General features: G+C 68.4%; 32 protein-coding genes. 15 read left to right on the forward strand and 17 right to left on the reverse strand.

The features are described from left to right. Window positions 1–85 precede the first annotated feature (85 nt). Genes H7J86_RS09930 through H7J86_RS09955 form a run of 6 tightly spaced genes read left to right on the forward strand, consistent with a single transcriptional unit; the run spans window position 86 to window position 4656 of the window. Entirely contained in the window at window positions 86–1432 is a 1347-nt protein-coding gene (locus tag H7J86_RS09930) for a PucR family transcriptional regulator (RefSeq protein WP_187098236.1), read from the forward strand. Between the two features lie 35 nt (window positions 1433–1467). Continuing rightward, window positions 1468–2415 (forward strand): ATP-binding cassette domain-containing protein, encoded by a 948-nt coding sequence (locus tag H7J86_RS09935; RefSeq protein ID WP_267290757.1) that lies wholly within the window; start codon window positions 1468–1470, stop codon window positions 2413–2415. Next, window positions 2412–3152: an ABC transporter permease gene (locus H7J86_RS09940; RefSeq protein WP_267290759.1), complete on the forward strand. Its 741-nt coding sequence runs from the start codon at window positions 2412–2414 to the stop codon at window positions 3150–3152. The genes H7J86_RS09935 and H7J86_RS09940 overlap by 4 nt, the downstream gene beginning before the upstream one ends. Continuing rightward, window positions 3149–3907 (forward strand): ABC transporter permease, encoded by a 759-nt coding sequence (locus tag H7J86_RS09945; protein ID WP_267290760.1) that lies wholly within the window; start codon window positions 3149–3151, stop codon window positions 3905–3907. Before H7J86_RS09940 ends, H7J86_RS09945 begins: the two co-directional genes overlap by 4 nt. A 12-nt stretch (window positions 3908–3919) precedes the next feature. Next, window positions 3920–4324 (forward strand): VOC family protein, encoded by a 405-nt coding sequence (locus H7J86_RS09950; RefSeq protein WP_267290761.1) that lies wholly within the window; start codon window positions 3920–3922, stop codon window positions 4322–4324. Between the two features lie 11 nt (window positions 4325–4335). Continuing rightward, window positions 4336–4656 carry an EthD family reductase gene (locus H7J86_RS09955; protein ID WP_187098234.1) on the forward strand — a complete coding sequence of 107 codons (321 nt, stop codon included), beginning with the start codon at window positions 4336–4338 and terminating at the stop codon, window positions 4654–4656. Between the two features lie 61 nt (window positions 4657–4717). On the opposite strand, the gene H7J86_RS09960 is transcribed toward H7J86_RS09955, so the two are convergent. From H7J86_RS09960 to H7J86_RS09970, 3 genes are read right to left on the reverse strand one after another with little or no spacing between them, the layout of a single operon-like run. Continuing rightward, window positions 4718–5026: a DUF3349 domain-containing protein gene (locus H7J86_RS09960; RefSeq protein ID WP_167156633.1), complete on the reverse strand. Its 309-nt coding sequence runs from the start codon at window positions 5024–5026 to the stop codon at window positions 4718–4720. 9 nt (window positions 5027–5035) lie between these two features. After that, window positions 5036–5320, reverse strand: coding sequence for a hypothetical protein (locus H7J86_RS09965; protein WP_090360229.1), 285 nt, complete (start codon window positions 5318–5320; stop codon window positions 5036–5038). Between the two features lie 49 nt (window positions 5321–5369). Next, on the reverse strand, window positions 5370–6620 hold the full coding sequence (locus tag H7J86_RS09970; protein WP_090360232.1) for an inorganic phosphate transporter: 1251 nt from the start codon (window positions 6618–6620) through the stop codon (window positions 5370–5372). A 224-nt stretch (window positions 6621–6844) separates the two neighbouring features. Between H7J86_RS09970 and H7J86_RS09975 the strand changes: the two genes are divergently transcribed. The 3 genes from H7J86_RS09975 to H7J86_RS09985 are packed head-to-tail and all read left to right on the forward strand — an operon-like array spanning window position 6845 to window position 8929. Next, window positions 6845–7147, forward strand: coding sequence for a DUF3349 domain-containing protein (locus H7J86_RS09975; RefSeq protein WP_090360234.1), 303 nt, complete (start codon window positions 6845–6847; stop codon window positions 7145–7147). Continuing rightward, window positions 7144–8307: an o-succinylbenzoate--CoA ligase gene (gene menE / locus H7J86_RS09980; RefSeq protein WP_372517297.1), complete on the forward strand. Its 1164-nt coding sequence runs from the start codon at window positions 7144–7146 to the stop codon at window positions 8305–8307. Before H7J86_RS09975 ends, menE begins: the two co-directional genes overlap by 4 nt. 7 nt (window positions 8308–8314) lie before the next feature. Beyond that, window positions 8315–8929 carry a pyridoxamine 5'-phosphate oxidase family protein gene (locus tag H7J86_RS09985; protein WP_267290765.1) on the forward strand — a complete coding sequence of 205 codons (615 nt, stop codon included), beginning with the start codon at window positions 8315–8317 and terminating at the stop codon, window positions 8927–8929. Here H7J86_RS09985 and H7J86_RS09990 read toward each other — a convergent pair. Beyond that, window positions 8926–9711 carry a GNAT family N-acetyltransferase gene (locus H7J86_RS09990; protein ID WP_267290767.1) on the reverse strand — a complete coding sequence of 262 codons (786 nt, stop codon included), beginning with the start codon at window positions 9709–9711 and terminating at the stop codon, window positions 8926–8928. The genes H7J86_RS09985 and H7J86_RS09990 overlap by 4 nt on opposite strands. Window positions 9712–9778: 67 nt before the next feature. After that, window positions 9779–10318, reverse strand: a complete 540-nt coding sequence (locus H7J86_RS09995) for a Dps family protein (RefSeq protein WP_090360241.1) — start codon at window positions 10316–10318, stop codon at window positions 9779–9781. Window positions 10319–10411: 93 nt separating this feature from the next. On the opposite strand from H7J86_RS09995, the gene phoU reads away from it, so the two are divergent. From phoU to H7J86_RS10010, 3 genes are all read left to right on the forward strand, one after another. Further along, entirely contained in the window at window positions 10412–11110 is a 699-nt protein-coding gene (gene phoU / locus H7J86_RS10000) for a phosphate signaling complex protein PhoU (RefSeq protein ID WP_267290769.1), read from the forward strand. 137 nt (window positions 11111–11247) lie between these two features. Next, the gene (locus H7J86_RS10005) at window positions 11248–11382 is read left to right on the forward strand and encodes a hypothetical protein (RefSeq protein WP_267290771.1); all 135 of its coding nucleotides are present in this window, start codon (window positions 11248–11250) and stop codon (window positions 11380–11382) included. A 43-nt stretch (window positions 11383–11425) separates the two neighbouring features. After that, complete coding sequence (locus H7J86_RS10010; protein ID WP_090360247.1) at window positions 11426–11839, forward strand: nitroreductase/quinone reductase family protein; 414 nt, start codon at window positions 11426–11428, stop codon at window positions 11837–11839. Here the strand turns inward: H7J86_RS10010 and H7J86_RS10015 are convergent. From H7J86_RS10015 to H7J86_RS10030, 4 genes are all read right to left on the reverse strand, one after another. Next, the gene (locus tag H7J86_RS10015) at window positions 11826–13274 is read right to left on the reverse strand and encodes an alpha/beta hydrolase (RefSeq protein WP_267290773.1); all 1449 of its coding nucleotides are present in this window, start codon (window positions 13272–13274) and stop codon (window positions 11826–11828) included. The genes H7J86_RS10010 and H7J86_RS10015 overlap by 14 nt on opposite strands. 109 nt (window positions 13275–13383) lie before the next feature. Next, window positions 13384–14508, reverse strand: coding sequence for a nitronate monooxygenase (locus H7J86_RS10020; RefSeq protein WP_090360251.1), 1125 nt, complete (start codon window positions 14506–14508; stop codon window positions 13384–13386). 44 nt (window positions 14509–14552) lie between these two features. Then, the gene (locus tag H7J86_RS10025) at window positions 14553–15347 is read right to left on the reverse strand and encodes an S-methyl-5'-thioadenosine phosphorylase (protein WP_170847362.1); all 795 of its coding nucleotides are present in this window, start codon (window positions 15345–15347) and stop codon (window positions 14553–14555) included. Beyond that, a complete protein-coding gene (locus H7J86_RS10030) occupies window positions 15347–15580 on the reverse strand; it encodes a hypothetical protein (protein WP_090360256.1) in 234 nt (77 codons plus the stop codon). The genes H7J86_RS10025 and H7J86_RS10030 overlap by 1 nt, the downstream gene beginning before the upstream one ends. Before the next feature lie 168 nt (window positions 15581–15748). Here H7J86_RS10030 and H7J86_RS10035 point away from each other — a divergent pair, with 168 nt between their 5' ends. Further along, window positions 15749–16618 carry a 1,4-dihydroxy-2-naphthoate polyprenyltransferase gene (locus tag H7J86_RS10035; RefSeq protein ID WP_267292852.1) on the forward strand — a complete coding sequence of 290 codons (870 nt, stop codon included), beginning with the start codon at window positions 15749–15751 and terminating at the stop codon, window positions 16616–16618. Here H7J86_RS10035 and H7J86_RS10040 read toward each other — a convergent pair whose 3' ends face one another. The 3 genes from H7J86_RS10040 to H7J86_RS10050 are packed head-to-tail and all read right to left on the reverse strand — an operon-like array spanning window position 16619 to window position 19333. After that, entirely contained in the window at window positions 16619–17383 is a 765-nt protein-coding gene (locus tag H7J86_RS10040; protein WP_187098229.1) for an SDR family oxidoreductase, read from the reverse strand. A 13-nt stretch (window positions 17384–17396) separates the two neighbouring features. After that, the gene (locus H7J86_RS10045; protein WP_267290775.1) at window positions 17397–18425 is read right to left on the reverse strand and encodes a DUF4331 family protein; all 1029 of its coding nucleotides are present in this window, start codon (window positions 18423–18425) and stop codon (window positions 17397–17399) included. Further along, entirely contained in the window at window positions 18425–19333 is a 909-nt protein-coding gene (locus tag H7J86_RS10050; RefSeq protein WP_267290777.1) for an SDR family oxidoreductase, read from the reverse strand. The genes H7J86_RS10045 and H7J86_RS10050 overlap by 1 nt, the downstream gene beginning before the upstream one ends. A gap of 58 nt (window positions 19334–19391) precedes the next feature. Between H7J86_RS10050 and H7J86_RS10055 the strand changes: the two genes are divergently transcribed. After that, window positions 19392–20297 (forward strand): LysR family transcriptional regulator, encoded by a 906-nt coding sequence (locus H7J86_RS10055; protein WP_170847342.1) that lies wholly within the window; start codon window positions 19392–19394, stop codon window positions 20295–20297. Between the two features lie 62 nt (window positions 20298–20359). Here the strand turns inward: H7J86_RS10055 and H7J86_RS10060 are convergent, their stop codons facing one another. After that, window positions 20360–20644: a DUF4229 domain-containing protein gene (locus H7J86_RS10060; RefSeq protein ID WP_170847363.1), complete on the reverse strand. Its 285-nt coding sequence runs from the start codon at window positions 20642–20644 to the stop codon at window positions 20360–20362. Between the two features lie 76 nt (window positions 20645–20720). Between H7J86_RS10060 and H7J86_RS10065 the strand changes: the two genes are divergently transcribed. Then, entirely contained in the window at window positions 20721–20885 is a 165-nt protein-coding gene (locus tag H7J86_RS10065) for a hypothetical protein (RefSeq protein WP_090360272.1), read from the forward strand. A 14-nt stretch (window positions 20886–20899) separates the two neighbouring features. Here H7J86_RS10065 and H7J86_RS10070 read toward each other — a convergent pair whose 3' ends face one another. From H7J86_RS10070 to H7J86_RS10085, 4 genes are read right to left on the reverse strand one after another with little or no spacing between them, the layout of a single operon-like run. Next, a complete protein-coding gene (locus tag H7J86_RS10070) occupies window positions 20900–22039 on the reverse strand; it encodes a MinD/ParA family ATP-binding protein (RefSeq protein WP_276065275.1) in 1140 nt (379 codons plus the stop codon). Further along, complete coding sequence (ccsB, locus tag H7J86_RS10075) at window positions 22036–23022, reverse strand: c-type cytochrome biogenesis protein CcsB (protein WP_267290779.1); 987 nt, start codon at window positions 23020–23022, stop codon at window positions 22036–22038. The genes H7J86_RS10070 and ccsB overlap by 4 nt, the downstream gene beginning before the upstream one ends. Before the next feature lie 7 nt (window positions 23023–23029). After that, window positions 23030–24592 carry a cytochrome c biogenesis protein ResB gene (gene resB, locus H7J86_RS10080; protein WP_267290781.1) on the reverse strand — a complete coding sequence of 521 codons (1563 nt, stop codon included), beginning with the start codon at window positions 24590–24592 and terminating at the stop codon, window positions 23030–23032. Then, window positions 24589–25341 (reverse strand): cytochrome c biogenesis CcdA family protein, encoded by a 753-nt coding sequence (locus H7J86_RS10085; RefSeq protein WP_090360281.1) that lies wholly within the window; start codon window positions 25339–25341, stop codon window positions 24589–24591. The genes resB and H7J86_RS10085 overlap by 4 nt, the downstream gene beginning before the upstream one ends. Window positions 25342–25345: the final 4 nt, after the last annotated feature.

The following is a 25345-nucleotide window of genomic DNA, read 5'->3' on the forward strand; positions in this document are numbered from 1 at the left end:
AACCGCACGACGGACGCGCCACCGCATTGGTCGATCGCACAACGTTGCCCGGGTATCCGTGTGACGGCGGCGTTACGCTCGGCGGGTGCCGGACCCGACCTCGCGTGACCTGCTGGCCGCCGGCCTGGGGCTGACGGGACCGGAGCCGGCCACCGGCGACCTGGACCGGCCGATCAGCTGGGCGCACACCACCGAGCTGCGCGACCCCTCCCCTTACCTGCGCGGCGGGGAGCTGGTCTGCACGGTGGGTATCAGCCTGCAGAATCCGCAGGAGTGCCGGGATTTCGTCGCCTCGCTGCGCAGGGCCGACGCCTCGGCGGTGTGCTTCGGCACCGGCGATGTGCACGACGACGTCCCCGAGGCATTGATCGCGGCGTGCCGGCACGACGGGCTCGCGCTGCTCATCGCCCCACCCGAGGTGCCGTTCGCCGCGCTCAGCCGGTTCGTCGCCGACTTCCGGATGGGTGGTGAGATCGCCGCCGCCCGGGCCACCAACAGCCTTGTGCCGGAACTGCTTTCATCGCAGCGTCGGGGCGAGACGGTGCGTCAGCTGCTGGACCGGGCCGGGCAGGTGCTGGGCGGCTACTTCGTGCTGGAGCCGGAGGGTTCCGGCGGCGCCATCGACGTGGAGGGGGTGGGAGCCCTCGTGTGGGTGGGGCGCGACGGCCCGCCGGAGCCGGCCCTGCTGGAGGTCATCGCCCGGTTCGCCCAGGCCGCGCAGAGTGATCGCGATATCGAGGCCGCCCTGTCCCGGGAACGTGTCGGTCAGCTGCTCTCCCTGGTGGAGCGCCGGATGCTGCTGCCGGACGCGTTGGGCCAGTTGCTCGACTGGCCCGGTCTGTCGGCACCCGAATTGGCCTGTTCGGCGTGGCCCGCGGGGGCCGGTGCGGTGCTGTCGATGGCCTTCCCCGCTGCGCTGGTGGGCGACGCCCCCGACGTGTGCCTGGTGCTGACCGCCGGCGACACCGAGTTCCGGCGCCTGGCGGCCGAGCTGTCCCTGCCGTCCGGGCACTCGGCGGCTTCCGCGCTGGTCGAGCTGGCCGCGGCCATCACCCAGGCGCGGATCGCCCTGGACATGGCCCGCCAGCACGGTGGCAGCGTCGGGCCCGACCAGCTCAGCACATTCGGCAGCCTGCTCGAGGGGCTCCCGGCGAATCGCTTGGCGCCGTTCAAGAATCAGCTCATCGATCCGCTCGAGGAGATCGACCGCGAGCGCGGCACCCAGCACGTGCGGACACTGCGGACCTTCCTGGCGACCAACGGATCCGTCATCGACACCGCACGCGAGTTGTTCCTGCACACCAACACCGTGCGGCACCGGCTGGGACGCATCCACGAGCTGACCGGACGTGACCCGATGAGCCTCGGCGATCTCGCCGCGTTCGCCATCGGGATCCAGGCCAGCGACCGCTCCCGCCGGCGACCAGACTGACGGAATCTTAGGTTAGCCATGCCATACTCGACCGCGTGTCCGAGTATGCGATCCAGCTGGAAGACGTCACCAAGCAGTTCGGGGACAAGCAGGCCCTGCGCGGCGTGACGTTCGGCATGCCGGCGGGCACCGTGCTGGGCGTGCTCGGACCCAACGGAGCCGGCAAGACCACCACCATCAACGTGCTGTCCACGTTGATCCGGCCCACCTCGGGCCGGGCGACGGTGGCCGGATTCGACGTCGTGAAACAGGCCGCGGCGGTGCGCAAGAACATCGGCCTGACGGGCCAGTACGCCGCGATCGACGAGATGCTGACCGGCCGGGAGAACCTCATCCTGTTCGGCGAACTCAACGGCCTGTCCCGCGCCAGGGCCCATGCCCGCGCAGAGGAGTTGCTGGCCGCGTTCAGCCTCACCGACGCCGCGGGCCGACGGGTGTCCACCTATTCCGGCGGGATGCGCAGGCGTGCCGATATCGCATGCGGCCTGGTCGCCGCGCCCGCCGTGGTGTTCCTCGACGAACCGACCACCGGCCTGGACCCGCGCAGCCGGCGCGAGGTGTGGGATCTGGTCGGCGCACTGACAGGTCAGGGCACCAGCGTGCTGCTGACCACCCAGTACCTGGACGAGGCCGATGCCCTGTCGGATTCGATCGTCGTCATCGACCACGGCCGGGTGATCGCCGAGGGCACCGCCGACGAACTCAAGCACCGGGTGGGCGCCACCGTCTGTCAGGTCACCCCGGTGCATCCCGTCGACGGCCCCCGGATCGCGGCCGCCCTGGCCGATATCGCGGGCGCTCCAGCCGATCTCACCGCAGATCCCGACACCGGGACACTGTCGCTGCCGGCGCCGCACGGTCTGTCCACCCTGTCGGAGGTGTTCCGCCGTGTCGAGACCCTCGATATCGCGATCTCCGATATCGCCCTGCGCAAACCGTCACTGGATGAGGTGTTCTTCGAACTGACCGGGGCGCCGGCATGACCGCACTGAGCGCCCTGTCCCGCCGCTCGGTACGGGGCACCCTGCGTGACGGTGACCTGCTCTTCGCGATCGGCGGGCCCGTCGCGTTCTTCGTGTGCTTCACCCTCACCCTGCGCAAGGTGATCGACACCGGCGATATGACCTACCCGCAGTACATCGTCGCGGTCATCGTGGTGCAGGCGATGATCTTCACCGCGATGACGACCGCCGACCGCGCCGCCCGGGATCACCTGAGCGGCATGGGAATCCGGATGCGATCCCTGCCGATCACCGCGCTGGCACCCGTCACCGCCCGGATGCTGTCCGCGCTGGTGCGCGCGGCAGCGGCGTTGGCCGCGGCGCTGGCGGTGGGTTACGGATTCGGGTTCCGGTTCCACGGCACCGTCGCCGACCTGCTCGCCTTTGTGGGTATCGCACTGCTGTTGTCGCTGGCCCTGTCCCTCGGCGCGGACGCGATGGGTTCGGTGGCCAACAGCACCGAGGCCGCCGGGCAGACCCTGCTGATCCCGCAACTGCTGCTGGTCATGCTGTCCACGGGAATCGCTCCGGCCCAATCGTTTCCGTCCTGGCTGGGCCCCTTCGTGCGAAATCAGCCGGTATCGGTCATCGCCGAGACGCTGCGCGGCCTGGCGATGGGCCACTCCGTGCGCGTCGGCGCCAGCATGGCCTGGTGTCTGGGGCTGTTGGTGGTGTTCGGCACGATCGCCCTCCGGATGCAACGAAGGGCACCGGCATGATTCGGCAATCTCGGCTGCACGCCCGGCGGCTGCTGCTGGGCTGGCGGCGCGCCCCGGTCGTATTGATCCAATCCCTGCTCTTCCCCACCTTCCTGCTCATCGTGTACTCCCTGGTGGTCGGCAGGTCGGTGTTGCACCTGACCGGCTCCAGCAGCCTGTACGGCCTGGTGCCGATGTGCGCGGTGGCCGGGGCATTGTTCGGCGCCATGGGGACCGGTGCGGCCATCCCCGACGAACGCGAGGCCGGCCTGCTCAGCCGGCTGTGGGCCCTGCCCGTCCATCGGGCCAGCGCACTGGCCGGCCGGCTGCTCGCCGAGAGCGCCCGCGCCTTGATCGGCGCGGTGGTCATCACCGTCGTGGGTGTGGCGATGGGACTGCGGTTCGTGGCGGGCTGGCCGGGCGTGATCGGATTCATCCTGGTCCCGGTGCTGATGGTGGTCGGGTTCTCGACCGTCGTCGTGGCGGTGGCGGTACAGGCCGGCGGCAAGAACATCATCACCGGGCTGTCCACGGTGTGCTTCCTGTTGTTGTTCTTCAATTCCGGCATGGTGCCCGTCGAGGTCTTCCCCGGCTGGGTGCAGCCGATCGTGCAGGCCCAGCCGATGTCACCGGCCATCGAGGCCATGCGGGGACTGGCGGCCGGTGGCCCGATCCTGTGGCCGGTACTGCAGTCGGCGGCCTGGGTCGTCGGGCTCGTCGCGGTGTTCGGTCCGATCGCGGTGCGCGGCTACCGGCTGGCCGCCGAAAATCCGTGATAGACACGGAAGATGGAAATCCTGGCCAGCCGGATGCTCATCAGGCCGGCGGACTATCCGAAATCCGTCGCGTTCTACCGGGATCTGATCGGCCTGGCCGTCGCCCGCGAGTACGGGGCGGGCACGGTGTTCTACGCCGGCCAGTCGCTGATCGAGCTGGCCGGCCACGGCGAGCCGTCGGCCGCTGGGACACAGGTGGGGCGAGCGGAGCGACGGGGTATGGCGCTGTGGCTACAGGTCCGCGATGTCCGTGCCGCACAAGCAGAACTGGCGGGCCGCGGGGTGCACATCGCCAGGACCGCCCGGGAAGAACCCTGGGGTCTGCACGAAATGCACGTCACCGATCCGGACGGCATACTTCTGATCTTCGTCGAGGTGCCCGCCACCCATCCCCTGCGCCACGACATCCGCAACTGAAAGGCACTCCCATGGCCGAGACCAAGATCACCGTCATCTACGACAACCCGACCGATCCCGCCGCATTCGAGAGTGCTTATCCCGCCGAGCAATTGGAGGCGGCCCGGCGCATCCCGGGCTATCTGAGGTTCGAGGCGTCCAAGGTCTGGCCCAAGGAAGACGGCAGCCCGACGCCCGCCTACCGGTCCCTCGACCTCTACTACGCCGACTACGACGCGGCCAGCGCCGCCGTCACCACACCGGAAGCCGGCGAGTTCTTCGCCGCGATGGCCCGGCTGTCCACCGGCGGCGTGCGGGTGCTGTTCTCCGAGATCGAGATACCGCAGCGATGAGCCACTGACCAACCAAAACACCCCCGGCCCAATCGGACCGGGGGTGTTCTGGTGAACGGGTTCAGCGTGCCGACGTCGCCAACGGCCAGCCGACCGAGGCCAGCCGCGAGGCGACCTGATGGATCTCCTCGGGGTTGGGCTCCTTCTCGATGACCTGCGCGATGGCGGCGTGGATGTCCGCATCGGTCACCGGGTCGTCGCCGTCGCTGGTGCGCAGGATCGACTGCGCAGCCTTGACGACCTCGTCCTCGGTGAGCGAACGCTTCAGCAGGGCCAGCAGCGGGAAATAGTCCTTGGGCGGGACGCCCTCGGGGTAGCCCTCGTGCAGCCAGCCGAGCACGTTGTCGATGACATTGCTGTTCTCAGTCATATCGTCAGCTCACTTGCCCGGGATGAACGGGACCGGGTTGAAACCGAAGTGGTGGATGATCGTGGCCTTGGTGATCCACAGGATCGCGATCAGGATCACTGCCGAGACCAACGCGAACAGCAGCAGACCGAAGGCCTTGATCGCCGGGTTGGGTGCCTGCACGGTGCCGTCGTTGTTGGTGCCACCGGAGCCGCTGGAGAAGGCCACCAGCCCGGTGGCGAACAGCGCGGGCAGCCCGGCGCCGAGGACGAGTCCCACGACGAGCACCTTGAGGATGGATTCCACGTAAGTCATTGCGTCACATTTCCTATCTCAGCAGTTTCGAGGTCTCGGAGACACGCGCTCAGACGGCGGCTTTGTCGGCGCTGCCGGACGTGCTGGTCTCGCGGACCTCTGCGGGCACCACCGAGTTGGTGGACTCGTCCCAGTCGGCGTTGACGTTGTTGTGGTCGACCTTCTGCTGCTGCGCGCGCCAGTACATGTAGCCCGACAGCGCGACCAGGATGACGAAGATGACACCGTCGCCGACCAGCTGCGAACCGGTGGCGGACTTCAGGCCGTAGGACAGCCAGTAGGACAGGGCGCCCACCAGAGCGGCGGCGGGCAGCGTGATCAGCCAGGCCATGGCCATCCGGCCCGCCACGGCCCAGCGCACCTCGGCGCCCGGCTTGCCGACACCGCTACCGAGGATCGAGCCGGTGGCGACGTGGGTGGTGGACAGCGCCATACCGGCGGCCGAGGAACTCAGGATGATGGCGGCCGACGATGCCTCGGCGGCCAGGCCCTGCGGGGACTCGATCTCGACGAGGCCCTTGCCCAGCGTGCGGATGACCCGCCAGCCGCCGATGTAGGTGCCCAGTCCGATGGCCAGGGCGCAGGAGGCGATGATCCAGAACGGCAGGCCGTCCTTCTTCACGTCGCCGGTCAGGTGGCCGGTGGTGATGAGCGCCAGCGCGATGACACCCATCGTCTTCTGCGCGTCGTTGGTGCCGTGTGACAGCGCCACCAGCGAGGCAGTGGCGATCTGGCCCCAGCGGAAGCCGTCCTCGCGGCGCTTCTTCTGGACGTTGCGGGTGATCCGGTAGACCAGCCAGGTGCCGACCGCGGCGACCAGGCCGGCGATGAACGGGGCGGCGAGCGCGGGGATGATCACCTTCTGGAACACACCGGGCCAGTTGACTCCGGCCAGGCCGAGCGCGGCCAGGCCGGCACCGATCAGTCCGCCGAAGAGCGCGTGCGACGAGCTGGACGGGATACCGAAGAGCCAGGTGAGCAGGTTCCACAGGATGCCGCCGATAAGGCCGGCGAAGATGATGGTCAAGCCCATCGAGGCGTCGATACCCGACAGCAGGTGCCCGGTTTTCCCGTCCTGCACCTTGAGTACCGACGTGGTGACCGTGACGGCCACCTCGACGGAGAGGAAGGCGCCGACCAGGTTCAGGAAACCGGCCAGGATCACCGCGGTCTTGGGCTTCAGAGCACCCGTGGCGATCGACGTCGCCATCGCATTTCCGGTGTCGTGAAATCCGTTGGTGAAGTCGAATGCCAGTGCTGTGCCTATCAGCAGCACCAGGATGATCATCTCTGCGCTCATGGCGCTAATTCTGGGGTAATCACATCCGGTTTGACCAGCGGGTAGGGCGGCTATGAATATGGTCTGACCAGGCGATTCTCAACTGCCCGACAGGAGTTCACCCAGTGTTCATCTTTGTGCCCCGGGGCGTTCGCCTGGGGGCGGACATGGCTGCTCGTTTGTCCGCAGCGACCCGTGAGCACGGGCACTACCATCGAGGCGAATTGTAGGGAGGAGGACGAGCGGTGAACGCTTTTCTCGCAAAGATCGTGGCGTGGCTCAATGCCGGCTACCCGGACGGAATTCCGGGGCCCGACCGCGTGCCTCTGATGGCACTGCTCACCCGTCGGCTCAGCAATGACGAGGTGAAGGCCGTCGCCCAGGACCTGATGGATCGGGGCGAATTCGACCATATCGACATCGGTGTGCTGATCACTCAGGTCACCGACGAGCTACCTCGCGACGAAGACGTGGAGCGGGTCCGGGCCCGGCTGGCCGCCAAGGGCTGGCCCCTCGATGATCCGCGCGATAACGAGGAGACCCCATAGCCGTCCTGCGCCCGCTGCCCGTCGGCCCCGGCGCGTCGGCACTGTCGGTGCTGCCGGCCATCAAGGACCTGCTCGGTGGCCATCCCGGTGACGGACACCCGGCGTTGCTTCCGGTGCCCACCGACGATCCCCGCCAGACCGAGCTGCTCATCGGCGCGCTCCGGGCCGATGAGCCCATCGACGATCACATCGCGGTGGTGGTGCCGACCTCGGGCACCACCGGGACGCCGAAGGGCGCCATGCTCTCGGCGGCCGCGCTGACCGCCAGTGCGGTGGCCACCCACCAGCGGCTCGGCGGTCCGGGCCGCTGGCTGCTGGCGTTGCCCGCACACCACATCGCCGGACTGCAGGTGTTGGTGCGCAGCGCACTGGCCGGCACCACACCCGTCGCGCTGCCGGCGAGTTTCGCCGCCACCGAACTCGTCTCCGCGGTGGCGGCCATGGGACCGGGGCGACGCTATGTCTCACTCGTGGCCGCCCAGCTGACCAAGGCACTCGACGATCCGCGCGCCGCGGCGGCGCTGGCCGACCTGGACGCCGTGTTGATCGGCGGCGGTCCGATGCCCGTCGGGGTCGGCGAACGAGCCGCCGAGGCCGGGGTACCGGTGGTGCGCACCTATGGGATGAGCGAGACCGCAGGCGGCTGCGTGTACGACGGGCGTGCGCTGCCCGGCGTCACGGTGCGCATCGACGACGGGCGCGTGGTCCTCGGCGGGGCCATGGTGGCCGACGGCTACCGCAACCCGGCGACACCCGACCCGTTCGCCGAGCCGGGCTGGTTCCGCACCGACGACCTCGGCGCAGTCGACGAGGCGGGTGTGCTGTCGATCCTCGGCCGGGTCGATGACGCGATCAGTACCGGCGGGCTGACGGTGCTGCCGCAGTTGGTGGAGAACGCGCTGGCGAGCCATCCCGGGGTGGCCGAGTGCGCCGTCTTCGCGGTTCCCGACGAACGGCTGGGACAGCGGGTGGTCGCCGCCATCGTGCCGGCGCCCGGCGCCGCGGCGCCTGCCGTGGCGGAGGTGCGCGCCCATGTCGAGAAGACGCTGGACGGCACCGCCGCACCGCGGGAGATCCACATCGTCGACGCCCTGCCCCGCCGCGGTATCGGGAAGCTGGACCGAAAAGCGCTTTCCCAACGGTTCGGTGGCGACGGATGATGGACGCATGCGAACCGAAGTCACGACTGTCGAAGCGCTCCGGGCCATCGTCGGACAACCCACCGCCGCCGTCGCCAACAAGGTGACCGATCGGCTGTCCGATATCCATCAGGACTGGATCTCGCACTCGCCGTTGTGTTTCGTGGCCACCTCCGACGCCGACGGCCGGATCGACGTCTCGCCCAAGGGTGATCCGCCGGGATTCGTGCACGTGCTCGATCCGCACACCATCGCCATCCCGGAACGCCCCGGCAACAAGCGTGTCGACGGTTACCTCAACGTGCTGGCACGTCCGCAGGTCGGCACGTTGTTCGTCATCCCCGGCCGTGGGGACACCGTGCGTATCAACGGTCGCGCCCGGATCCTCTCCGATGCACCCTATTTCGATGCCATGGCGATCGCCGGCAAGCGGCCGATCCTGGCTATGGAGATCACCGTGGAGGAAGTGTTCTTCCACTGCGCCAAGGCTTTTCTCCGTTCAGACACCTGGAAGCCCGAGACCTGGAATCCGGAGGCGATGCCGAGCACGGCCCAGCTGGCCAGATCGTTCAAACCCGACGAGAGCCTGGAACAGCTGCAGAAGTACTACAGCGAAGAGCACCTGCGCACGCTTCTCTATTAGCGCACCAGGATCGTCCGGGTGTAGAGCAGCGCAAAGCCCTTGCGCTGCACGTTCTGCTGACTCTTCGAACCGGGCGAGGTGGTGACGACGGCGATATCGGCACCGGCCGCGTACGCGTCGGACAGGCGGGCCGCCAGCAGCGCACTCTGCACACCTCGGCGGCGGAAGGCGGGTGCGGTGGCCGCCCCGGTGAGCTGTGCGACGCCGCCGGTGAGACGCATGCTGGCTCCGCCCGCGATCGAGCCGCCGCACCTGGCCAGATAGGTCACCGCCCCGGCCGCGACCATATCCCTGATGGCACAGGCGATCACGTCCCGGGCGAAGTCCTCGTGACTCGGCACACCGTCGGTATCGGGCTGGGCGAATCCGTCGACCACCACATCGACCCAGGCGGAAAGCTCATCGGCACCGGCGATCTGGATGTCGACGCCCGCAGCCGCGGGGTGCACCGCCGGCCGGGCGCCGAGCACGTTCTCAAAGGACACCAACCGGTAGCCGCGACCGGTCAGCAGCGCGCCGATCCGCGGGTCAGCCAGGTTCGACAACTCGACCTGAACCGGTGCACCCAGACGGGCGTACTCCTGCTCGATCTCGTCGAGCTCGGCGTCGCCGGGCACACCGGCGAAGCCGAGACCGACGACCTTCGTCAACGGCGACTCCGGCCCGGCGAAACATGCGGCACCGCCGGCCAGCGGCCGGGTCCGGGTGGCGCCGGCGCTCATCAACGCCGTCTCGGCGGCCTCGATACGGGCGGCCAGTTCGGTACCGGCGAACAAGTCCATGGCGGTCACTCTGGCCGAGCCGCGCGGGCGGTGACAACCGATTTTCACCGCACGGTATCCGGCGTCATCACCTCGCGGCTTTGGCTGCGCCCTTCTCCGTCGTCTTGCCCTTGTTGGCGAGCTTTCCGCCCGCGCTCTCCAGATGCGCACGGACGAACCACTGGAACTTCTCCAGCGCGCCGGCCTGACCGATCAGCAGGTCCTGGGACACCAGGTCGAGGTCGTCCAGCGTCTCGATGGCCTTGCGAATGTCGCTGATCACGCCGTCGTACACCAGATCCAGTGCCGCCAGGTGCGCCTGCACGGTGTCGCGGCCCACCGAGTAGTCGTCCCACACGCGATCCTTGAGGATGGCGCCGGGCGTGCCCTGCGGCGAGGATCCGAGCGCGGCGATGCGCTCGGCAACGTCATCGGCGAAGCCGCGCACCAGCTCGACCTGCGGGTCGATCATCTCGTGCACGCCAATGAAGTTCGGGCCCACCACATTCCAGTGCACATGCTTGAGGGTGAGGTGCAGGTCGTTGTAGGTGCTGAGCTGCTTCTGCAGCAGGTCGGCGATCTTGCGGCCGTCCTTGTCGGACAGACCGGGAATGGTGAATTCAGTCATCAATTCGCTCCTTTACGCGGGTGACTACCGGCTGCGAGTACCCCAGGCCGCGCCGCACCAATCACGTCCACCCCTCGGCCGGCGAACCGGGCGATGAGTTTGGCATCGCCCCGGCAGCGGGTATCCGCGGATATGCGCACCGACCATCACGCCGAGATCGACCGCTTGACAGCGGCGCTGGGCGAGATGTGCGCGGTCGCAGCTCACACCATGGAGTGCGCGACGAACGCGTTGGTCCGAGCGGACCGGGAGGCAGCCCAGCGCTGTCGCGCCGAAGCCGCTCGCCTCAGCCAGCTGCATCACCGGGCGGATGAGCAGGCCTTCGCGATCCTGGCCCTGCACGCTCCGGTGGCACATGACCTTCGGGTGGTCATGTCGGCGTTTCCGATCTCCGCCGACGCCCACCGGATGGGCGGGCTCTCCGTGAACATCGCCAAGGTGAACCGCAGCCGCGAGGCGGTGCCCACACCGCCCACCGCACTGACGGTCTTCGCCGAGATGGGCCGCCACGCCGTGGCGCTGGCCCACAGCGCGCAATCCGCGGTGCTGGTCAACGATCCCGCTGCGGCACAACGGATCACCGACGGCGACGAAGTGATGAACCAGCTGCACCGCCGGCTGTTCGGCATGGTGCTCGGCGACCGTTGGGAGCATGGGCCGAGGGCGGCGGCGAACGTCATGCTGCTCGGCCGGTTCTACGAACGGTTCGCCGATCACGCGGTCGGCATCGCCCGCCGGGTGGTCTTTCAGGCTTCCGGGCGGCTCCCCCACATCAGCATGTCCCCGATCTGAGACAGGGAACGCTCCCATGCCACACCTGGGCCGCCTCACCGTCGCGCCCGGCGACACCATGACACCCACACCCACCGAGCGAACCGATACCGGCGCACCGTCGTGATCACCTCGCCGCACTGCCCCAAGGAGTGACCATGCCCCGCGGAAAAGGTATCTATCAGGACGAGCCGGCAGCGCAGCCGACACCGAAGACGACCGAGGACGGCGACCTGAAGAAGGACACCCCGGACGTCGATACCGACACACCGACTCAAGAACCGCCCGACTGAGCTCACTTGTTTTTGGGTGATCGTTCTATTAACGTCGTTAACCATGAGTGACGGGTTGCGCAAGTTCAGGTTCGAACGTCAACTCGGCCGCCTGGTGATGAACCCGGTGGTCGCGGCCTTGGAGAAGGTGGGCGTGCGCTCACGCCTGATCGTCGAGCTGGAAACCACCGGGGCCAAATCGGGCCTGCCGCGGCGCGTCCCACTCGCCGGCCGTGCCGACGAGGACGGGGTCTGGGTCATCTCGCAGCACGGCCGCCGCGCAGGCTGGGCGCACAACATCGCCGCGCATCCCGAGGTCCGGGTCCGCGTGAATGATCAGTGGCGAAGCGGCACAGCCACCTTCGAACCCGAAGACGACGTCCGGACCAGAGCCCGCACCTTCGGCGGCTCGGCGACCGCGCTGACGATGCGCGCCATGGAGAGCGACCCCATCTCGGTCCGTATCACCTACCGGTAGCCGGCTCCGCCACGCTGATCGGCGCCGCGGCGGCCACGGCAGGGAAACCGACCCGAGGGACGCCGGGGGTACCCAGTTTTCCCGCCAGCCACGGCAGCGACGCCGTGAAGGCGGCCTTCGCAAACGGCCAGTCGTGCTTACCGGGCGCGGAGATCACCGCGCAGTCCATGCCTTTCGCGGCACCGAGGTGGCACAGGGTCTGGGCGGCCGCCGTCTGGTCGCCCGGGTTGCCACCCGCGTCGCGGCCGCCCAGCCCGACGGCGTCACTCGCCGCGGCCTGATTGCCCTTGTGCTGGGTCGGGGCATCACTGGAGATCTGGAACCAGCCCGACACCCCCTGGTAGCTGGGCCGCGCATTCATGACCGTGCTGGGGTCGAACTGCGCCCAGGCGGCCTCGCTGCCACCGAACAGGCGCGCGACGGTCTGCTCCTTGGTACCGGCGGTGGGGCCGAGGTCACCGGCGATGTCGACGAACGCGCTGAACAGCTCGGGATGCATCACGGTCAGGTCCACCGCGCAGGTGCCACCCATCGACCAGCCGACGATACCCCAGTTGGCCGCGGCCGGACTGACCCCGAACGTGGAGTTCATGTACGGCACAACATCTTTGGTGAGATGGTCGGCGACATCTCCACGCGGCCCGTTGACGCATTCGGTGTCGTTGTTGAACGATCCGCCGCTGTCGATGAAGACGAACACCGGGGCGTTGCCGCCATGCGCGGCCGCGAAGCCGTCCATGGTGGCGGCGGCATCGCCGGTGCGCAACCAGTCGGCAGGGGTGTTGAACTCGCCACCGATCATCATCACCGTCGGCAACGTGGCGTCACCGGCGAACCACGCCGGCGGCAGATACACCAGTTCTTCGCGGTGTGTGAATCCCGAGGCATCGGCCGGGATGGTCACCGGCACCACCGCGCCATGCGCGGGCACGGTGTGGCTCGCCTTCTGCGCCTGCACGGTGGCCAGATCCGTTTCGTCGGGCAGCGGCCCGGCGGTCAGCTGGTTCCATGCGGTCTGCACCGTCGGGAAGTAGCCGACCCAGAAGTTGACCGCCAGCGCGGTGCTGAGCAGGCAGGCGGCCACCGCGAGGACGGATACCCCGCGCCGCCACCATGCGGCCGAGGCGAAACCGAACACGGCGACGCCGATGGCCAGCCCGCTCAGCCCGATCCACACCCACAACTCATCCGGGGCCGGGTCGTCGGCCATCCCCTGCGAATCGATGAACCAATTCGCCCACGCCGCCGCGGCGACCCCGATCATCACGGCCAGGGGTAGCCACAGCAGCCGCCAGCGCCGGGTGCGCCAGCCGACCGCGGCGAGCAGGATCGCGGCGGTCACCAGCTGGATCACGATCGGCAGCCAGCCCCGCAACAGGGAAAGACCGTGGTGATACGGATCCGCCGCGGCGGCATCGGCGAGCAGCGTCGTCACATGCTCATCATGGCGCCGTAATCTTTACGCCCGCTGTGAGACAAAGACATTCACGCACAGCGGACACATATCTGCCCAGCTCGGGAGCTCAATGCCGGCGCCGGCGGGCCTAGTCCGGCAGTGAGCCACTCAGCCGCTCCGTGGCGGCGACATAGTCCTCGATGAATTCCAGCACCACATCGCGCGCCGGCTTGACCTTGTTCATCAACCCGACACCTTGGCCGACGAAGTACGTCGCCAAGGCCTGCGCGCCCTCGTGCCCCTGCGCCGCCAGCGCATCGATGCGGCGCAGCACCGGCTCACTGAGCATGTTCTGCAGCGGCAACGGCAGCGGTTGCTGGCCACCCTTGGGCGCCCAGGCGTCGGTCCAGTCCGACACCAGCTGGCGCGACGGCTTGCCGGTGCGGCCGGCCGAGCGCACCGTGTCCCGCGAGGTCGCGGCCAGCATCTTGGCCACGGTGTGCGGTTCGGTCTCGGCCTCTTCGGTGGTCAGCCACACCGATCCCGTCCACGCCCCGGCCGCGCCGAGCGCCACCGATGCGGCCATCTGCCGTCCGGTGACGATGCCGCCGGCGGCGAGCACCGGTACCGAACTGCCGGCGGCCTCGATGGCTTCGATGACCTCGGGGACCACCACCAGGGTGGACACCTCACCGCAGTGCCCGCCGGCTTCGGTGCCCTGCGCGACGATCAGGTCCACACCGGCGGCGACCTGCTTGACGGCATGCTCCTTGGCCCCGACCAGGGCGGCGACCGGAATCCCGTGCTCGCGACCCGCCTCGATCATGTAGTCCGGCGGCACCCCGAGCGCGTTGGCCATCAGCTTGATCGGGTGACTCAGCGCAACCTCCAGCAGATCGGAGCCGGTGCCTCCGGCCAGCACGGGAGCGCCGGTGCGGGGTTTGGGGTCGGGTTCGATACCGTGCTCACGCAGCAGGTTGTCGATGAACTCGCGGTGCCCCTGCGGGATCCGCGCGGCCAGATCGGCCTTGCTGAGTGCCTCGCCCTTGCCCTCGAACTTGGCCGGGACGATGATGTCGACGCCGTAGGGCTTGCCATTCACATGCTGGTCGATCCAGGTCAGCTCCTGCTCGAGCTGGTCAGGGGTGAACGCCGCACCGCCGAGCACGCCGAAGCCGCCGGCATTGGTGACCGCTGCCACCACGTCGCGGCAGTGACTGAAGGCGAACAGCGGGAAGTCGATACCGTATTGCGTGCACAGGGCCGATGTCATCCGCCCATTATCGACACCCGTCAAGTTTGTCCGGAATGGGGGTCCTACGGCAGCGCGAACGGCAGCGTCACACCGTCGTGGGCCAGGCAGTGCGTACAGGTGCGTTCGGGGGGCACTCCCGCGATCGCCTCGCGGACCAGCTTCTTGAAGCCGACCATGTTGCGTTCGAACTCGGCGAAGACGTCCACCGCCCGCACTCCCGCACCCGCTTCCACTCCGGCATCCAGATCGGTCACCAAAGCGATTGCCGCGTAACACATCTCCAGTTCCCGAGCGAGCACCGCCTCGGGGTAGCCGGTCATGTTGACCAGGGTGAACCCCTGATCGGCGAACCACCGGCTCTCGGCGCGGGTGGAGAACCGCGGGCCCTGGATCACCACCATGGTGCCGCCGTCGACGACGCCCGGCAGGTCCGCCGCCGCGGACCGCAGCGTCGGGCAGTACGGGTCGGCGAATCCGACGTGAATACCGCCGGAGTCGAAGTAGGTGTCCGCGCGCCCGCTGGTGCGGTCCACCAGCTGATCGGGCACCACCATGGCACCCGGTCCGAGCCCTGGCGCCAGGCTGCCGACGGCGCACGGCGCGAAGATGCGCCGCACCCCCAGTGCTCGCAGCGCCCACATGTTCGCGCGGTACGGCACGGTGTGCGGGGAGAATTCGTGGGCCACGCCGTGCCGCGGCAGGAAGGCGACCTCATGCTCGCCGACGGCACCGACGGTGATCGCGGCGCTGGGCGCGCCGTAGGGGGTGTCGAGGTTGATGCTGCGCGCATCCGTTCCGAAGAACGAATAGAAGCCGCTGCCGCCGATTACTCCGAGCATCCGCCCATTGTGGTGGATCAGTCCTGGGCGGGCTCCGACACCTCTGCGTTCAGGTCGGCCTTTTCGGCGGCCTGCTTGGCGGCGTCCCGGATGGCGAAGGCGTCGGTGGCCAGGCCGCCGATCGCGTTCGCCACATCCTTGACCGCGGTGGTGATGATGGTGGCCACCTCACCCACCGTCGACGCCACCGACTCGACACCTTCCTGCAAGGCATCTTTGGCGATTTCAGTCTTGCTCAGGCGGTCCGTCATGAGACAAGTGTCACGCCGGGCCCACGGCGTGACAAGGTGCCGCTCGTCACGCCTGCCCGACGACGCATGCGATTGCGACCCAGGCCTGATGTCGCAACATGTGACACAGGCCCAAATGTCGCAGCATGCGACACAAGCCCGATGTCGCAGCATGCGACGATGACCCGCATGGCTACCTTTGCGCAGTGGGTGGAAGGTGCGCGCCCTCGCACCCTGCCCAACGCCGTGGCACCCGTCCTCGCCGGCACCGGCGCGGCCGCCTGGCTGGGCGGGGCCGTGTGGTGGAAGGCGCTGCTGGCACTGCTGGTCTCGCTGGCCCTGATCGTCGGGGTGAACTACGCCAATGACTATTCCGACGGCATCCGCGGCACCGACGACGTGCGGTCCGGTCCGCTGCGACTGGTCGGCTCGAAGGTGGCCTCGCCGCGCGCGGTGCTGACCGCGGCGGTCGTCAGCCTGCTGATCGGCGCCACCGCCGGTCTGGCTCTGGCGATCCTCAGCCAGCCCTGGCTGATCGCCGTCGGCGCCGCATGCATCGCCGGGGCCTGGCTGTACACGGGCGGCTCGACGCCCTATGGCTACCGCGGACTCGGTGAGATCGCGGTGTTCGTCTTCTTCGGCCTGGTCGCGGTGCTGGGCACGCAATACACCCAGGCGTTGCGCGTGGACTGGGTGGGCCTGGCCGCCGCGGTGGCGATGGGCTGCCTGTCCTCGGCGGTGCTGGTGGCCAACAACCTGCGCGATATCCCCACCGACGTCGAATCCGGCAAGATCACCCTGGCCGTGCGGCTCGGCGATACCCGCACCCGGGTGCTTTATCAGGTGCTGGTGGTGGTGGCCTTCGCGCTGACGCTGGTGCTCATGTTGGCCACCCCGTGGTGCGCCGCAGGGCTCGCGGCCGCACCGCTGGCAGTGCGCGCCGCCACCCCCGTCCGGCGCGGTCTCGGTGGGCGCGACCTGATCCCGGTGCTGCGCGATACCGGACTGACCATGCTGGTGTGGTCGGTCGCGGTGGCGGCGGCGCTGGCCTTCGGCTGATCAGCTCGCGTGCGGGTCGGCTGAATTGAGCACCGCGATCGCGTGCTCGTACTCCCCTCGCACCTCCGCGTACCGCAGGAATTTGACGTTCTCCACCTGAATCTCGGTGGCCTCGGGCTGATTCTGCAGAATGTCGACGACCTCACGGACGAAATCCTCCAGCGGCATGGCCCATTCGCTGTCCCGCTGCCCAGGGACCAGGTCGGTCTTGACCGCGGGCGGCACGAGTTCCTTGAACTCCACCGACGACCCGGCGAACTGCAGGCGCAGCGTCTCGGTCAACAGGTGGATGGCCGCCTTGGAGGCGTTGTAGCTGGGGGTGACCCGCAGCGGCGTGAACCCCAGCCCCGAGGAGACGGTCATCACCGTGGCCGCCGGCTGGTTCTGCAGGTGCTCGATGAACGCGGCGATCAGCCGGATCGGGCCGAGCACGTTGGTGGTGATGGTCGATTCGGCCGACGCCAGGAAGGTCTCGGGGTGGTGCCAGTCCTCGATGCTCATCACCCCGGCCATGGTGATCAACACGTTCAGGTCGGGATGCGCGGTCAGCACCTGCGCGGCGACGGCGGTGATGCGGTCCGGATCGGCGGTGTCGATCCGGACGGCATCCACATCCGGGTGTTCGGCCACGATCTGGTCCAGCAGCTCCTGCCGGCGTCCGCCGACGATGACCTTGTTCCCCTTGTCCCGCAATGCGAGTGCCAGGGCCAGGCCGATACCGCTGGTGGCGCCGGGGATGAAAATGGTGTTGCCGGAAATTTTCATGATGGTGTTCTCCTCAGAGGGTTGGGACGTAGGGAAAGACCGACGACGGCTTTACCGTGACCGATTCGGCGCCCACCCCGATGGTGACCGGGGTGTCGAAGGCGAGGCTGAACATCACCTCGGGAGCGTTGTCGATCAGCGAGCGACCGTTGAATCCCGCGAAACCGAATACCGCGGCGGTCCCCACCGTGTATGGCAGCACATTCGGAAACACCAGGTGCGCAACGGTTTCACCGTACCGATCAGGGTCGGATGCGGTGCCGTACGCTCCGACGCACGCGGCGACGCGGGCCGCCACCGATTCACCGTAGGTGGCGTAGTCGTCGCGCGGGACGCCCGCGTTGAGCGCGTCCCCGAGATGCTCGTCGTACTGGGTGAACAGCGGGTGGATCATCGGCAGCCCCACCCGGTTGATCGAGCGCCAGCCCCCGGCGTCGGTGGCCAGGGTGGCCACCGCCCACACCGCGATCCGGTTGTCCGCGCGGCGCGGGGTGAGCTCGGCATCGGGCAGCTCGAGGACGAGCGAATGCACCGTCGCGCCGGCGAACAGGTTGGCGGCCCGCTCCGGCGCCCACGTCCCGACGTCGATGGTGGTGCCGTCCTGCAGCGCGTGCCCGACGGCATGCAGAATGTCGGCGTCGATCCAGAACGGATCGCCGGCCCGGCCCGCCCACGCCCGCACCCCGGCCGCGGTGGTGACCGTGACCCCGGTGCGCCCGCACAGCAGCTTGGTTCCCGTCACCTGCGGATCGGTGGCCGCGGCGCCGGACAGCCGATGCACCGAGAACCGTTGGTGCCCTTGTTCGTCCGCGGCGTCGAAGGTCACCCGATAGGTGAGGTCCTCGACCGCATCGCCGTCCAGGTCGATCTTGAACTCATACCGGCCCTCCGGGTGGAACCCGGGGACGGGGACGTCACCGCCGAACGAATGGCACACGTTGATCACCAGGGCGGTGCCGGTCTGGCCGGCGAACACGTACAGGTCGGTGATATCGAGCCGGATGTCCTGACGCGCCAACGGTGAATCGAGATGGTGCGACATCAGTCGACTCCCGCTGCCGCCGGGGTGAGCAGCTCGGCCAGGCCGACGCGATGCAGCATCTCGGCCTTCAGCCGGTCCAGCACGGCGAAGCCGACATCGGCACCGTCCTGGCTGGGATCGATGTGCACCCGGAACGGCCGGGCGCCCGACGGTGCGGCGACCACCTCGGCCACGGCCGTCGCGACGGCGCCCGGGTCGGCATCCGGCGGCACGATGGAGTTGAACGCCTCCTGGACCCGGGCCTCGAAGCCCGCATAGGGTCCGTCCTCGTAGGCGGCGGCCACGGCATGATCGGCCGGGTTCCCCGCGTGCGCGAAATGATTGGTACCCGAAGTGAATGCGCCGGGCACGATGATCGTCGTCTCGATACCCCACAGGCTCAGTTCCCTGGCGTAGGAGACGGCGAGCGCATCCATGGCGTTCTTGGCGGCGAAGTACGGCGCCAGGTACGGCGGCGTGCCCCCGGCGCAGCTGCTGCTGGACACCCACACCAGCAGGCCACGGCGGCGCGCGCGTAGATGCGGCAGCACTGCCCGGTTCACGCGCTGCGTGCCGAGCACGTTGACGTCGTAGAGCGCCGCGAGCTGCTCTGGTGTGAAGGCCTCGGCGGGACCATAGACCATATGACCGGCATTGTGGATCACGACGTCGATGTGCCCGCCGGCCGCCAGCACCGCCGCGGCCGCGGCGTCGACGGACTCCTGGGACTGCACATCCATCTCGACGGTGCGCAGGTCGATGCCCTCGGTCCGGGCCAACTCGGCGTAGGCCTGAGCGCGGGTCGCGTTACGGCCGACGATATCGCGCATGGACGCGTACACGGTGTGCCCGGCCCTGGCGAGTGCTTCGGCGATGAGTTGGCCGAAACCGCTGGAGGCTCCGGTGATCAAGACGACGCTGTGGTCCATGTGATCGAGCCTGCCTGACCAGCAACCATCTGTCACATGCATATCTATGATGGTCTATATGCTCACCACGCATATCGATCGGGTGGATCTGAATCTGCTCACGCCGCTGGTCGCCCTCCTCGAGGAACGTCAGGTTTCCCGGGCCGCCGCGCGCGTGGGCCTGAGCCAGCCCGCGATGAGCCGGGCGCTGCAGCGGCTGCGCCGGGTCCTCGATGACCCGCTGCTGGTGCGCGACCCGGACGGATTCCGGCTCACGGCCCGGGCGCAGGACATCTACGACCAGCTCACCACCGTGGTCCCGCTGTTGCAGCATCTTTTGTCCCCCAACGACTTCGACCCGAGTCAGTCCAGCGCTCCGGTCAACCTGGCCGGCAGCGACTACGCCGTGCAGACCTTCGGTCCCGCGATATGCCGACAGGTGCGTACGCAGTCCCCCGCCACGGCCGTCCGGTTCCACAACTTGCGACTGGACGGAATCATCGAGCAAATCCGCAGCGGCGCAGTCGATATCGGACTCTACGGCGGGGACCTGCCACCCGACCTGCAGGCCGAATCGCTCTTCGTCGAGGACTTCGTCTGCGTGCTGGCCCATGACCACCCGCTGACCGGTGCCGCTCCCGTCACGCTCGACGACTATCTGCGCTATCCGCACATCGTCATCGACACCGCCGACGGCCGGCAGACCGCCGTCGACCGTCCCCTGGCGTCGCTGGGCCGACCCCGCGATGCCGCCGTCACGGTGCCGTATCACTCGTCGGCACTGGCCCTGCTACCCGGAACCGATTTGATCGCAACGCTTCCCGCTCGACTACGCGCGGGCTGGGATGGCGACGCCACGCTGTGTGCCGTACCCGCGCCCGCCGAGGTCGCGACCCTGCCGTATCTGATGATCTGGAACCGCGTCTTCGACACCGATCACCGCCACGCGTGGTTGCGTGGCGTCGTGCGGGCGGCCTTGGACTAGCTCAGGCCTAGCTCGGGCCTAGCTCGGGCCTAGCTCGGGCCTAGCTCGGGCCTAGCTCGGGACTAGCTCTGCTCCGGCCCGTCGTCACCACGGAGCCGGGCCTGCAACGACTCCCGGTCCTTACGGCGGCGTTCGTCGAACGCCGCGATGCTGGCGGTGGCGCGCCGGCGCAGCGGCGCGAAAACCCAGATCCCCAGTGGCAACGCCAACACGATGGCGAAGAGCGCCGCCACGATCAACGGGAAGTCGCGTATCCCGACCAGATGGCCCGCCCCGACGATCAGCACGGTGAGTACAGCGGCAAGGGCGAGCCGGGCCAACAGATAAGCTCCGACATCACGCAACATCCGGGTACCCGGCCGACCTTCAGACACGGGCCTGAGCCTACCCACGGCGCGTATATTCGGATCAAGGAGGTTTTCGTTGCAGTACTTACTCCTGGTCCTGATCGTGGCCGGGCTTGCCTATGCGGTGTTGCGAGTGGTTCGGGCATCGGCAGATCGACCACGCACACGGGTGATCGGTCCCGACGACGACCCGGATTTCCTGCGGCGCCTCGGCCACGGGGACAACAACCCCCGCAGTTAGCCGGGCGCGACCGCTCAGGTCGTGCTCGGGAATCCCGCTGCCACCACGGCGGCCAGCTTGATCAACGCCTCTCGCGTCTGCGGTTTCAGCCGCTCCAGGCTGATCTCGGCGCCCTCTTCCAGATGCGGGTCGAAGGGCACCTGCAGCACCGCGCGGCAGCGCCGCGCGAAGTGATCCGTCACCTTCTGCAAGTCCACCTTGCCCGACCGGGGGCGAACCGCGTTCACCACGGCGATCGCATTGCGCACCATGTCCTGATGACCATGGGCGTCGAGCCAGTCCAGCGTGGCCGATGCCGAACGCGCACCGTCCACCGAACCTGAGCTGACGACGATCAGCACATCGGCATGGGACAGCACCGCGGCCATCGCCGAATGCAGCATGCCGGTGCCGCAGTCGGTGAGCACCAGGCTGTAGTACCGCTCCAGCACCTCAAGAGTTCGGGAGTAATCCTGCGAACTGAACGCCTCCGACACCGCCGGATCACTTTCGGAGGCCAGCACCTCCAGCCGGCTGGGTCCCTGATTGGTGTAGCGGCGGACATCGCTGTAGGCGTTGATGCCCTCGGCATCGCGCAGCAGGTGCCGCACGGTGGCCGGGGTCTCCAGCGGGACCTTCTGGCTCAGGGTGCCGCGATCGGGATTGGCGTCCACCGCGATGACGCGGTCACCACGGGTGGAGGCGAACGTCGCCCCGAGGGTGGCAGTGATCGTCGTCTTGCCGACACCGCCCTTCAAGGACAACAGCGCGATCCGATAGCAGCCGCGCAGCGGCCGACCCACCTCACCGAGCAGATTGTTGTAGTCGGTGACCTTCGGGCTCTCACCGAGATTGACGGTCTTGAACGTCGCCAGATACAGCCAGCGCCGCCAACCCCTCGACGGCGCCTGCTTGGGCTGGCCGAGCAGGGCGACCGTGGACAGGTCCAGGTAGGGCGCGGGCAACGGGAACGGACTGGTCTGATCGGCCGGCGGCTGCGCCGCAAGATCTCCCGTCGCTGCGCTCGTCTGGACGACGACTTCGGGTATCCCGTGCGGCGGCGTCGGGGCCGTCCATTCCGGCGGCACCTCCTGCACCGGACCTTGGCCGGGAACACTGAACCGCTGCTGCCCTCGGAAGTTCACGGGCTGATCCGGACCGAGCGGCACTGTCAGCCCACCCCCGCATACGAGTGCAGGCCGACGGTGACCAGGTTGATGAAGAACAGGTTGAACACCATCGCCACGAAGCCGATGACGTTGATCCACGCGGCCCTGCGATCGCGCCAGCCTGCGGTGGACCGCGCATGCAGATACGCCGCGTACACCACCCACGCGATGAACGACACCGTCTCCTTGGGATCCCAGCCCCAGTAGCGGCCCCACGCCTCCTCGGCCCAGATGGCCCCGAAGATGACACCGAAACCGAAGATCGGGAACGCGAAGATGGTGGTGCGGTAGGCGATCCGGTCCAGCGTCTGTCCGTCGGGCAACCGCTGGATCATCCGGCCGAACCCGTTGTCGCGATCGGCCAGCGGGGACATCTTGAGCAGGAACAGAATGCTGGCCACGCCGCCGACCAGGAACACCCCGGAGCCCAGGCTGACCACCGACACGTGGATCGGCAGCCAGTAGGACTGCAGCGCGGGCATCACCGGAGCGGCATTGGTGTACAGCCAGCGGCCGGAGACCGTCAGCAGGATCAGCACCGGCACCAGCACGAACACCCACAGCGCGCGGAACTGCGGTTTGCGCAGCACGATCGCCCCGGCGATCAGCCCGGAGAAGCACGTGAGGTTGATGAACTCGTACATGTTGCCCCACGGCACCCGTGCCGTGGCCAGACCGCGCAGCACGATGCACGTGGCCAGCAGAGCAATGCCGACGTACACCAGCGCCAGGCCGGCGCGGCCGATGCGTTCATCGGCGGACCGGGTCGGGGTGTCGGCGATGACGCCGGGGGTCGAGCTGTCCGCGCCCACCGCGGCGCCCCTGCCCGATGTCGCCCCGACGAGTTCACGGGCTTCGACCTTGCGGCCCCGCGCGTACGCCAACTCGACCGCCAGCAGGATCAAGGCGACGACCAGCACGACCACAGACGATGTGAAGGCCCAGTCCGAATAGCGGGCCAGCCCGATATCGATGTGCGTTGTATTCATGCGCGCGTCACTCTTCTCCCAGCAGCTTCACGGTGAGCCGCTCGAACTCGTCACCCCACCCGGAATTGTCGGTTCGGGCCAGACCCCCCAGCTCGACGCTTACCGTACCTGCCGCGCCTGGGGTAAGCCGAACCCACACACGGCGCCGCCGCACCACCAGGGAGACGAGCAGCCCACCCATCATCGACATGGCGAACACCAGCACCCACACCTGCGCCGGGTCATGGGAGACCTGCAGGTTGATGAACGGCACCGCGCCGTCGAACCGGATCGTCGTGCCGTCGTTCAACCGGGTCTGTTCACCGGCCTTGAGGTTGACCCGGGCCTGCTTGGTCAGCCGGCCCTGCCCGATCAGCCGCGGGTCCAGGGTGAACAACGACTGCGGGCGCCCGGTGTCCAAGCCGGCGTCACCGCGGTAGATGTCGATGGCCACCGCGGGATCGTTGAGCGCCGGGAAGCTCGACGACAGCAGGGTGCCGTCGAGCCGTTCGGTCGGGGCCAGCAGCCCCTGCACCGCGATCTGATGCTTACGGCGCTCGTCGGGGTCGGGATAGGTGCCGCCGGGCGGATCCACCCGGATCACCCCGGAGGACAGCAGCGTCAACGGATCGTCGGGACGCCACTGCACCGTGGTGGTGCGTTTCTGCCCGTCCGGGAAGGTCACCGTGAACGTCGGCGCGTAGCCGTGGCCCTGCAGGTACACCCGGTCGCCGCCGATCCGCAGCGGATGGTTGACCTCCAGCCGGTAGGGCCGCCAGGTGTCGGTATTCAGGTCGTGGCCGTCTTGGTACTGAATGTTGGCGGCGAAGCTGACCGCCTGCCCGCTGGGCAGGTACTCGGCGTCGAAGTCGTCGACCTTCAGGCAGATCGGGTACAGCGAGGTGCCGTCGACGGTATTGCCGGCCCGGAACGAATCGAACGCGGCCGGCGAGGCCGAGCAGAATCCGGGTCCGCCGTCGGCGATGACGATGACGTTGCCCTCGTAACCGAACAGCTTGCCCGCGGCGACAGCGACCAGCAGACCCAGCAGCGAGAAGTGGAAGACGATGTTGCCGAACTCGCGCAGGTAGCCCTTCTCCGCCGAGATTTCCGTGCTGCCGTCTTCGGTCCGGGTGGTGCGCCGCCAGCCTTTCAGCCGGTCGCTCATGGCGGCGGCCAGCTGCGCGGCGTCGTCGTCGGCCTTCCCATCGAGCACGGCGGCGTGATGTTTGGGTAGCCGCGCCAGGTTGCGCGGAGCGGCCACCGGCACGGCGCGCAGGCTGCGCATGTGCTCGGCCAGCCGCGGGGTCAGGCAGCCCACCAGCGAGACGAACAGCAGCACGTAGATCGAGGTGAACCAGAAGCTGGAGAACACATCGAAGGCCTGGACCTTGTCCAGCCACGGCCCGATGGTCGAATGTTGGGCCAGGTATTCGTCGACCTTGCCGGCGTTGAGACTGCGCTGCGGGAGCAACGCACCGGGAATGGCGCCGAGCGCCAAAAGGAACAGCAGCACCAGTGCGGTGCCCATGGAGGTCAGGGTGCGCCAGGTGTTGCGGATCAGCGCCCACACTCGCTGAATGGAGCTCATATCGGCAGCCTCACGTCACTGACGAACGCATCCCGCACCCACGCCACGAAGTCCCCCCACAGCCCGGTGACCAGGGCGATACCGACCGCGATCATCAGCACCCCGCCGAAGATCTGGATGCCGCGGGTGTGCGCGCGCAACCAGGCCAGCCCGCGCACGGCCCGCGCCGAGCCGAACGCCAGCAGCAGGAACGGCACACCGAGGCCGAGGCAGTAGGCGATCACCAGCGCGATACCGCGCGCGACCGCCGACCCTTCGGTGGCCGACGCCACGGCGATCACCGCCGTCAGCGTCGGACCCAGGCACGGCGTCCAGCCGAGCGCGAATACCGCGCCGAGCAGGGGTGCGCCCCCGAGGGTCGACAGCTGGCGCGGCGCGAACCGGGCCTCCCGTTGCAGCAGCGGGATGACGCCCACGAAGATCAGGCCCATCACGATGGTGACGACACCGCCGATACGTTGCAGCAGTGCCTCATTGGTGATCACCGATGTCGTCATGCCGAGCACCGCGACGCTGCCGAGCAGGAACACCACCGTGAAGCCGGCGACGAACAGCGCGGCCGCACCGACCACCCGCCACCTGCCGCGGTCATCGGACTCGCTCACCCCGACGACGCCGGCCAGATACGACAGATAGCCCGGAACCAGCGGCACCACGCACGGCGACGCGAACGACACCAGTCCGGCCAGCACGCTGACGCCGAGGGCCAGCAGGACCGGACCGTTGGATACGAGCTCGGTGGGGTTCACGTCG

The sequence above is a fragment of the Mycobacterium hackensackense genome, assembly GCF_025822555.1.
GTDB lineage: Bacteria > Actinomycetota > Actinomycetes > Mycobacteriales > Mycobacteriaceae > Mycobacterium > Mycobacterium fluoranthenivorans.

What these genes read in the sequence shown, in the direction of transcription:
- H7J86_RS09940 (WP_267290759.1), top strand. Translation starts at nt 2,412, where the DNA reads ATGACCGCACTGAGCGCCCTGTCCCGCCGCTCGGTACGGGGCACCCTG.
- H7J86_RS09945 (WP_267290760.1), top strand. Translation starts at nt 3,149, where the DNA reads ATGATTCGGCAATCTCGGCTGCACGCCCGGCGGCTGCTGCTGGGCTGG.
- H7J86_RS09950 (WP_267290761.1), top strand. Translation starts at nt 3,920, where the DNA reads ATGGAAATCCTGGCCAGCCGGATGCTCATCAGGCCGGCGGACTATCCG.
- H7J86_RS09955 (WP_187098234.1), top strand. Translation starts at nt 4,336, where the DNA reads ATGGCCGAGACCAAGATCACCGTCATCTACGACAACCCGACCGATCCC.
- H7J86_RS09960 (WP_167156633.1), bottom strand. Translation starts at nt 5,026, where the DNA reads ATGACTGAGAACAGCAATGTCATCGACAACGTGCTCGGCTGGCTGCAC.
- H7J86_RS09965 (WP_090360229.1), bottom strand. Translation starts at nt 5,320, where the DNA reads ATGACTTACGTGGAATCCATCCTCAAGGTGCTCGTCGTGGGACTCGTC.
- H7J86_RS09970 (WP_090360232.1), bottom strand. Translation starts at nt 6,620, where the DNA reads ATGAGCGCAGAGATGATCATCCTGGTGCTGCTGATAGGCACAGCACTG.
- H7J86_RS09985 (WP_267290765.1), top strand. Translation starts at nt 8,315, where the DNA reads ATGCGAACCGAAGTCACGACTGTCGAAGCGCTCCGGGCCATCGTCGGA.
- H7J86_RS09990 (WP_267290767.1), bottom strand. Translation starts at nt 9,711, where the DNA reads ATGGACTTGTTCGCCGGTACCGAACTGGCCGCCCGTATCGAGGCCGCC.
- H7J86_RS09995 (WP_090360241.1), bottom strand. Translation starts at nt 10,318, where the DNA reads ATGACTGAATTCACCATTCCCGGTCTGTCCGACAAGGACGGCCGCAAG.
- phoU (WP_267290769.1), top strand. Translation starts at nt 10,412, where the DNA reads ATGAGTTTGGCATCGCCCCGGCAGCGGGTATCCGCGGATATGCGCACC.
- H7J86_RS10005 (WP_267290771.1), top strand. Translation starts at nt 11,248, where the DNA reads ATGCCCCGCGGAAAAGGTATCTATCAGGACGAGCCGGCAGCGCAGCCG.
- H7J86_RS10010 (WP_090360247.1), top strand. Translation starts at nt 11,426, where the DNA reads ATGAGTGACGGGTTGCGCAAGTTCAGGTTCGAACGTCAACTCGGCCGC.
- H7J86_RS10020 (WP_090360251.1), bottom strand. Translation starts at nt 14,508, where the DNA reads ATGACATCGGCCCTGTGCACGCAATACGGTATCGACTTCCCGCTGTTC.
- H7J86_RS10030 (WP_090360256.1), bottom strand. Translation starts at nt 15,580, where the DNA reads ATGACGGACCGCCTGAGCAAGACTGAAATCGCCAAAGATGCCTTGCAG.
- H7J86_RS10035 (WP_267292852.1), top strand. Translation starts at nt 15,749, where the DNA reads ATGGCTACCTTTGCGCAGTGGGTGGAAGGTGCGCGCCCTCGCACCCTG.
- H7J86_RS10040 (WP_187098229.1), bottom strand. Translation starts at nt 17,383, where the DNA reads ATGAAAATTTCCGGCAACACCATTTTCATCCCCGGCGCCACCAGCGGT.
- H7J86_RS10045 (WP_267290775.1), bottom strand. Translation starts at nt 18,425, where the DNA reads ATGTCGCACCATCTCGATTCACCGTTGGCGCGTCAGGACATCCGGCTC.
- H7J86_RS10050 (WP_267290777.1), bottom strand. Translation starts at nt 19,333, where the DNA reads ATGGACCACAGCGTCGTCTTGATCACCGGAGCCTCCAGCGGTTTCGGC.
- H7J86_RS10055 (WP_170847342.1), top strand. Translation starts at nt 19,392, where the DNA reads ATGCTCACCACGCATATCGATCGGGTGGATCTGAATCTGCTCACGCCG.
- H7J86_RS10060 (WP_170847363.1), bottom strand. Translation starts at nt 20,644, where the DNA reads ATGTTGCGTGATGTCGGAGCTTATCTGTTGGCCCGGCTCGCCCTTGCC.
- ccsB (WP_267290779.1), bottom strand. Translation starts at nt 23,022, where the DNA reads ATGAATACAACGCACATCGATATCGGGCTGGCCCGCTATTCGGACTGG.
- resB (WP_267290781.1), bottom strand. Translation starts at nt 24,592, where the DNA reads ATGAGCTCCATTCAGCGAGTGTGGGCGCTGATCCGCAACACCTGGCGC.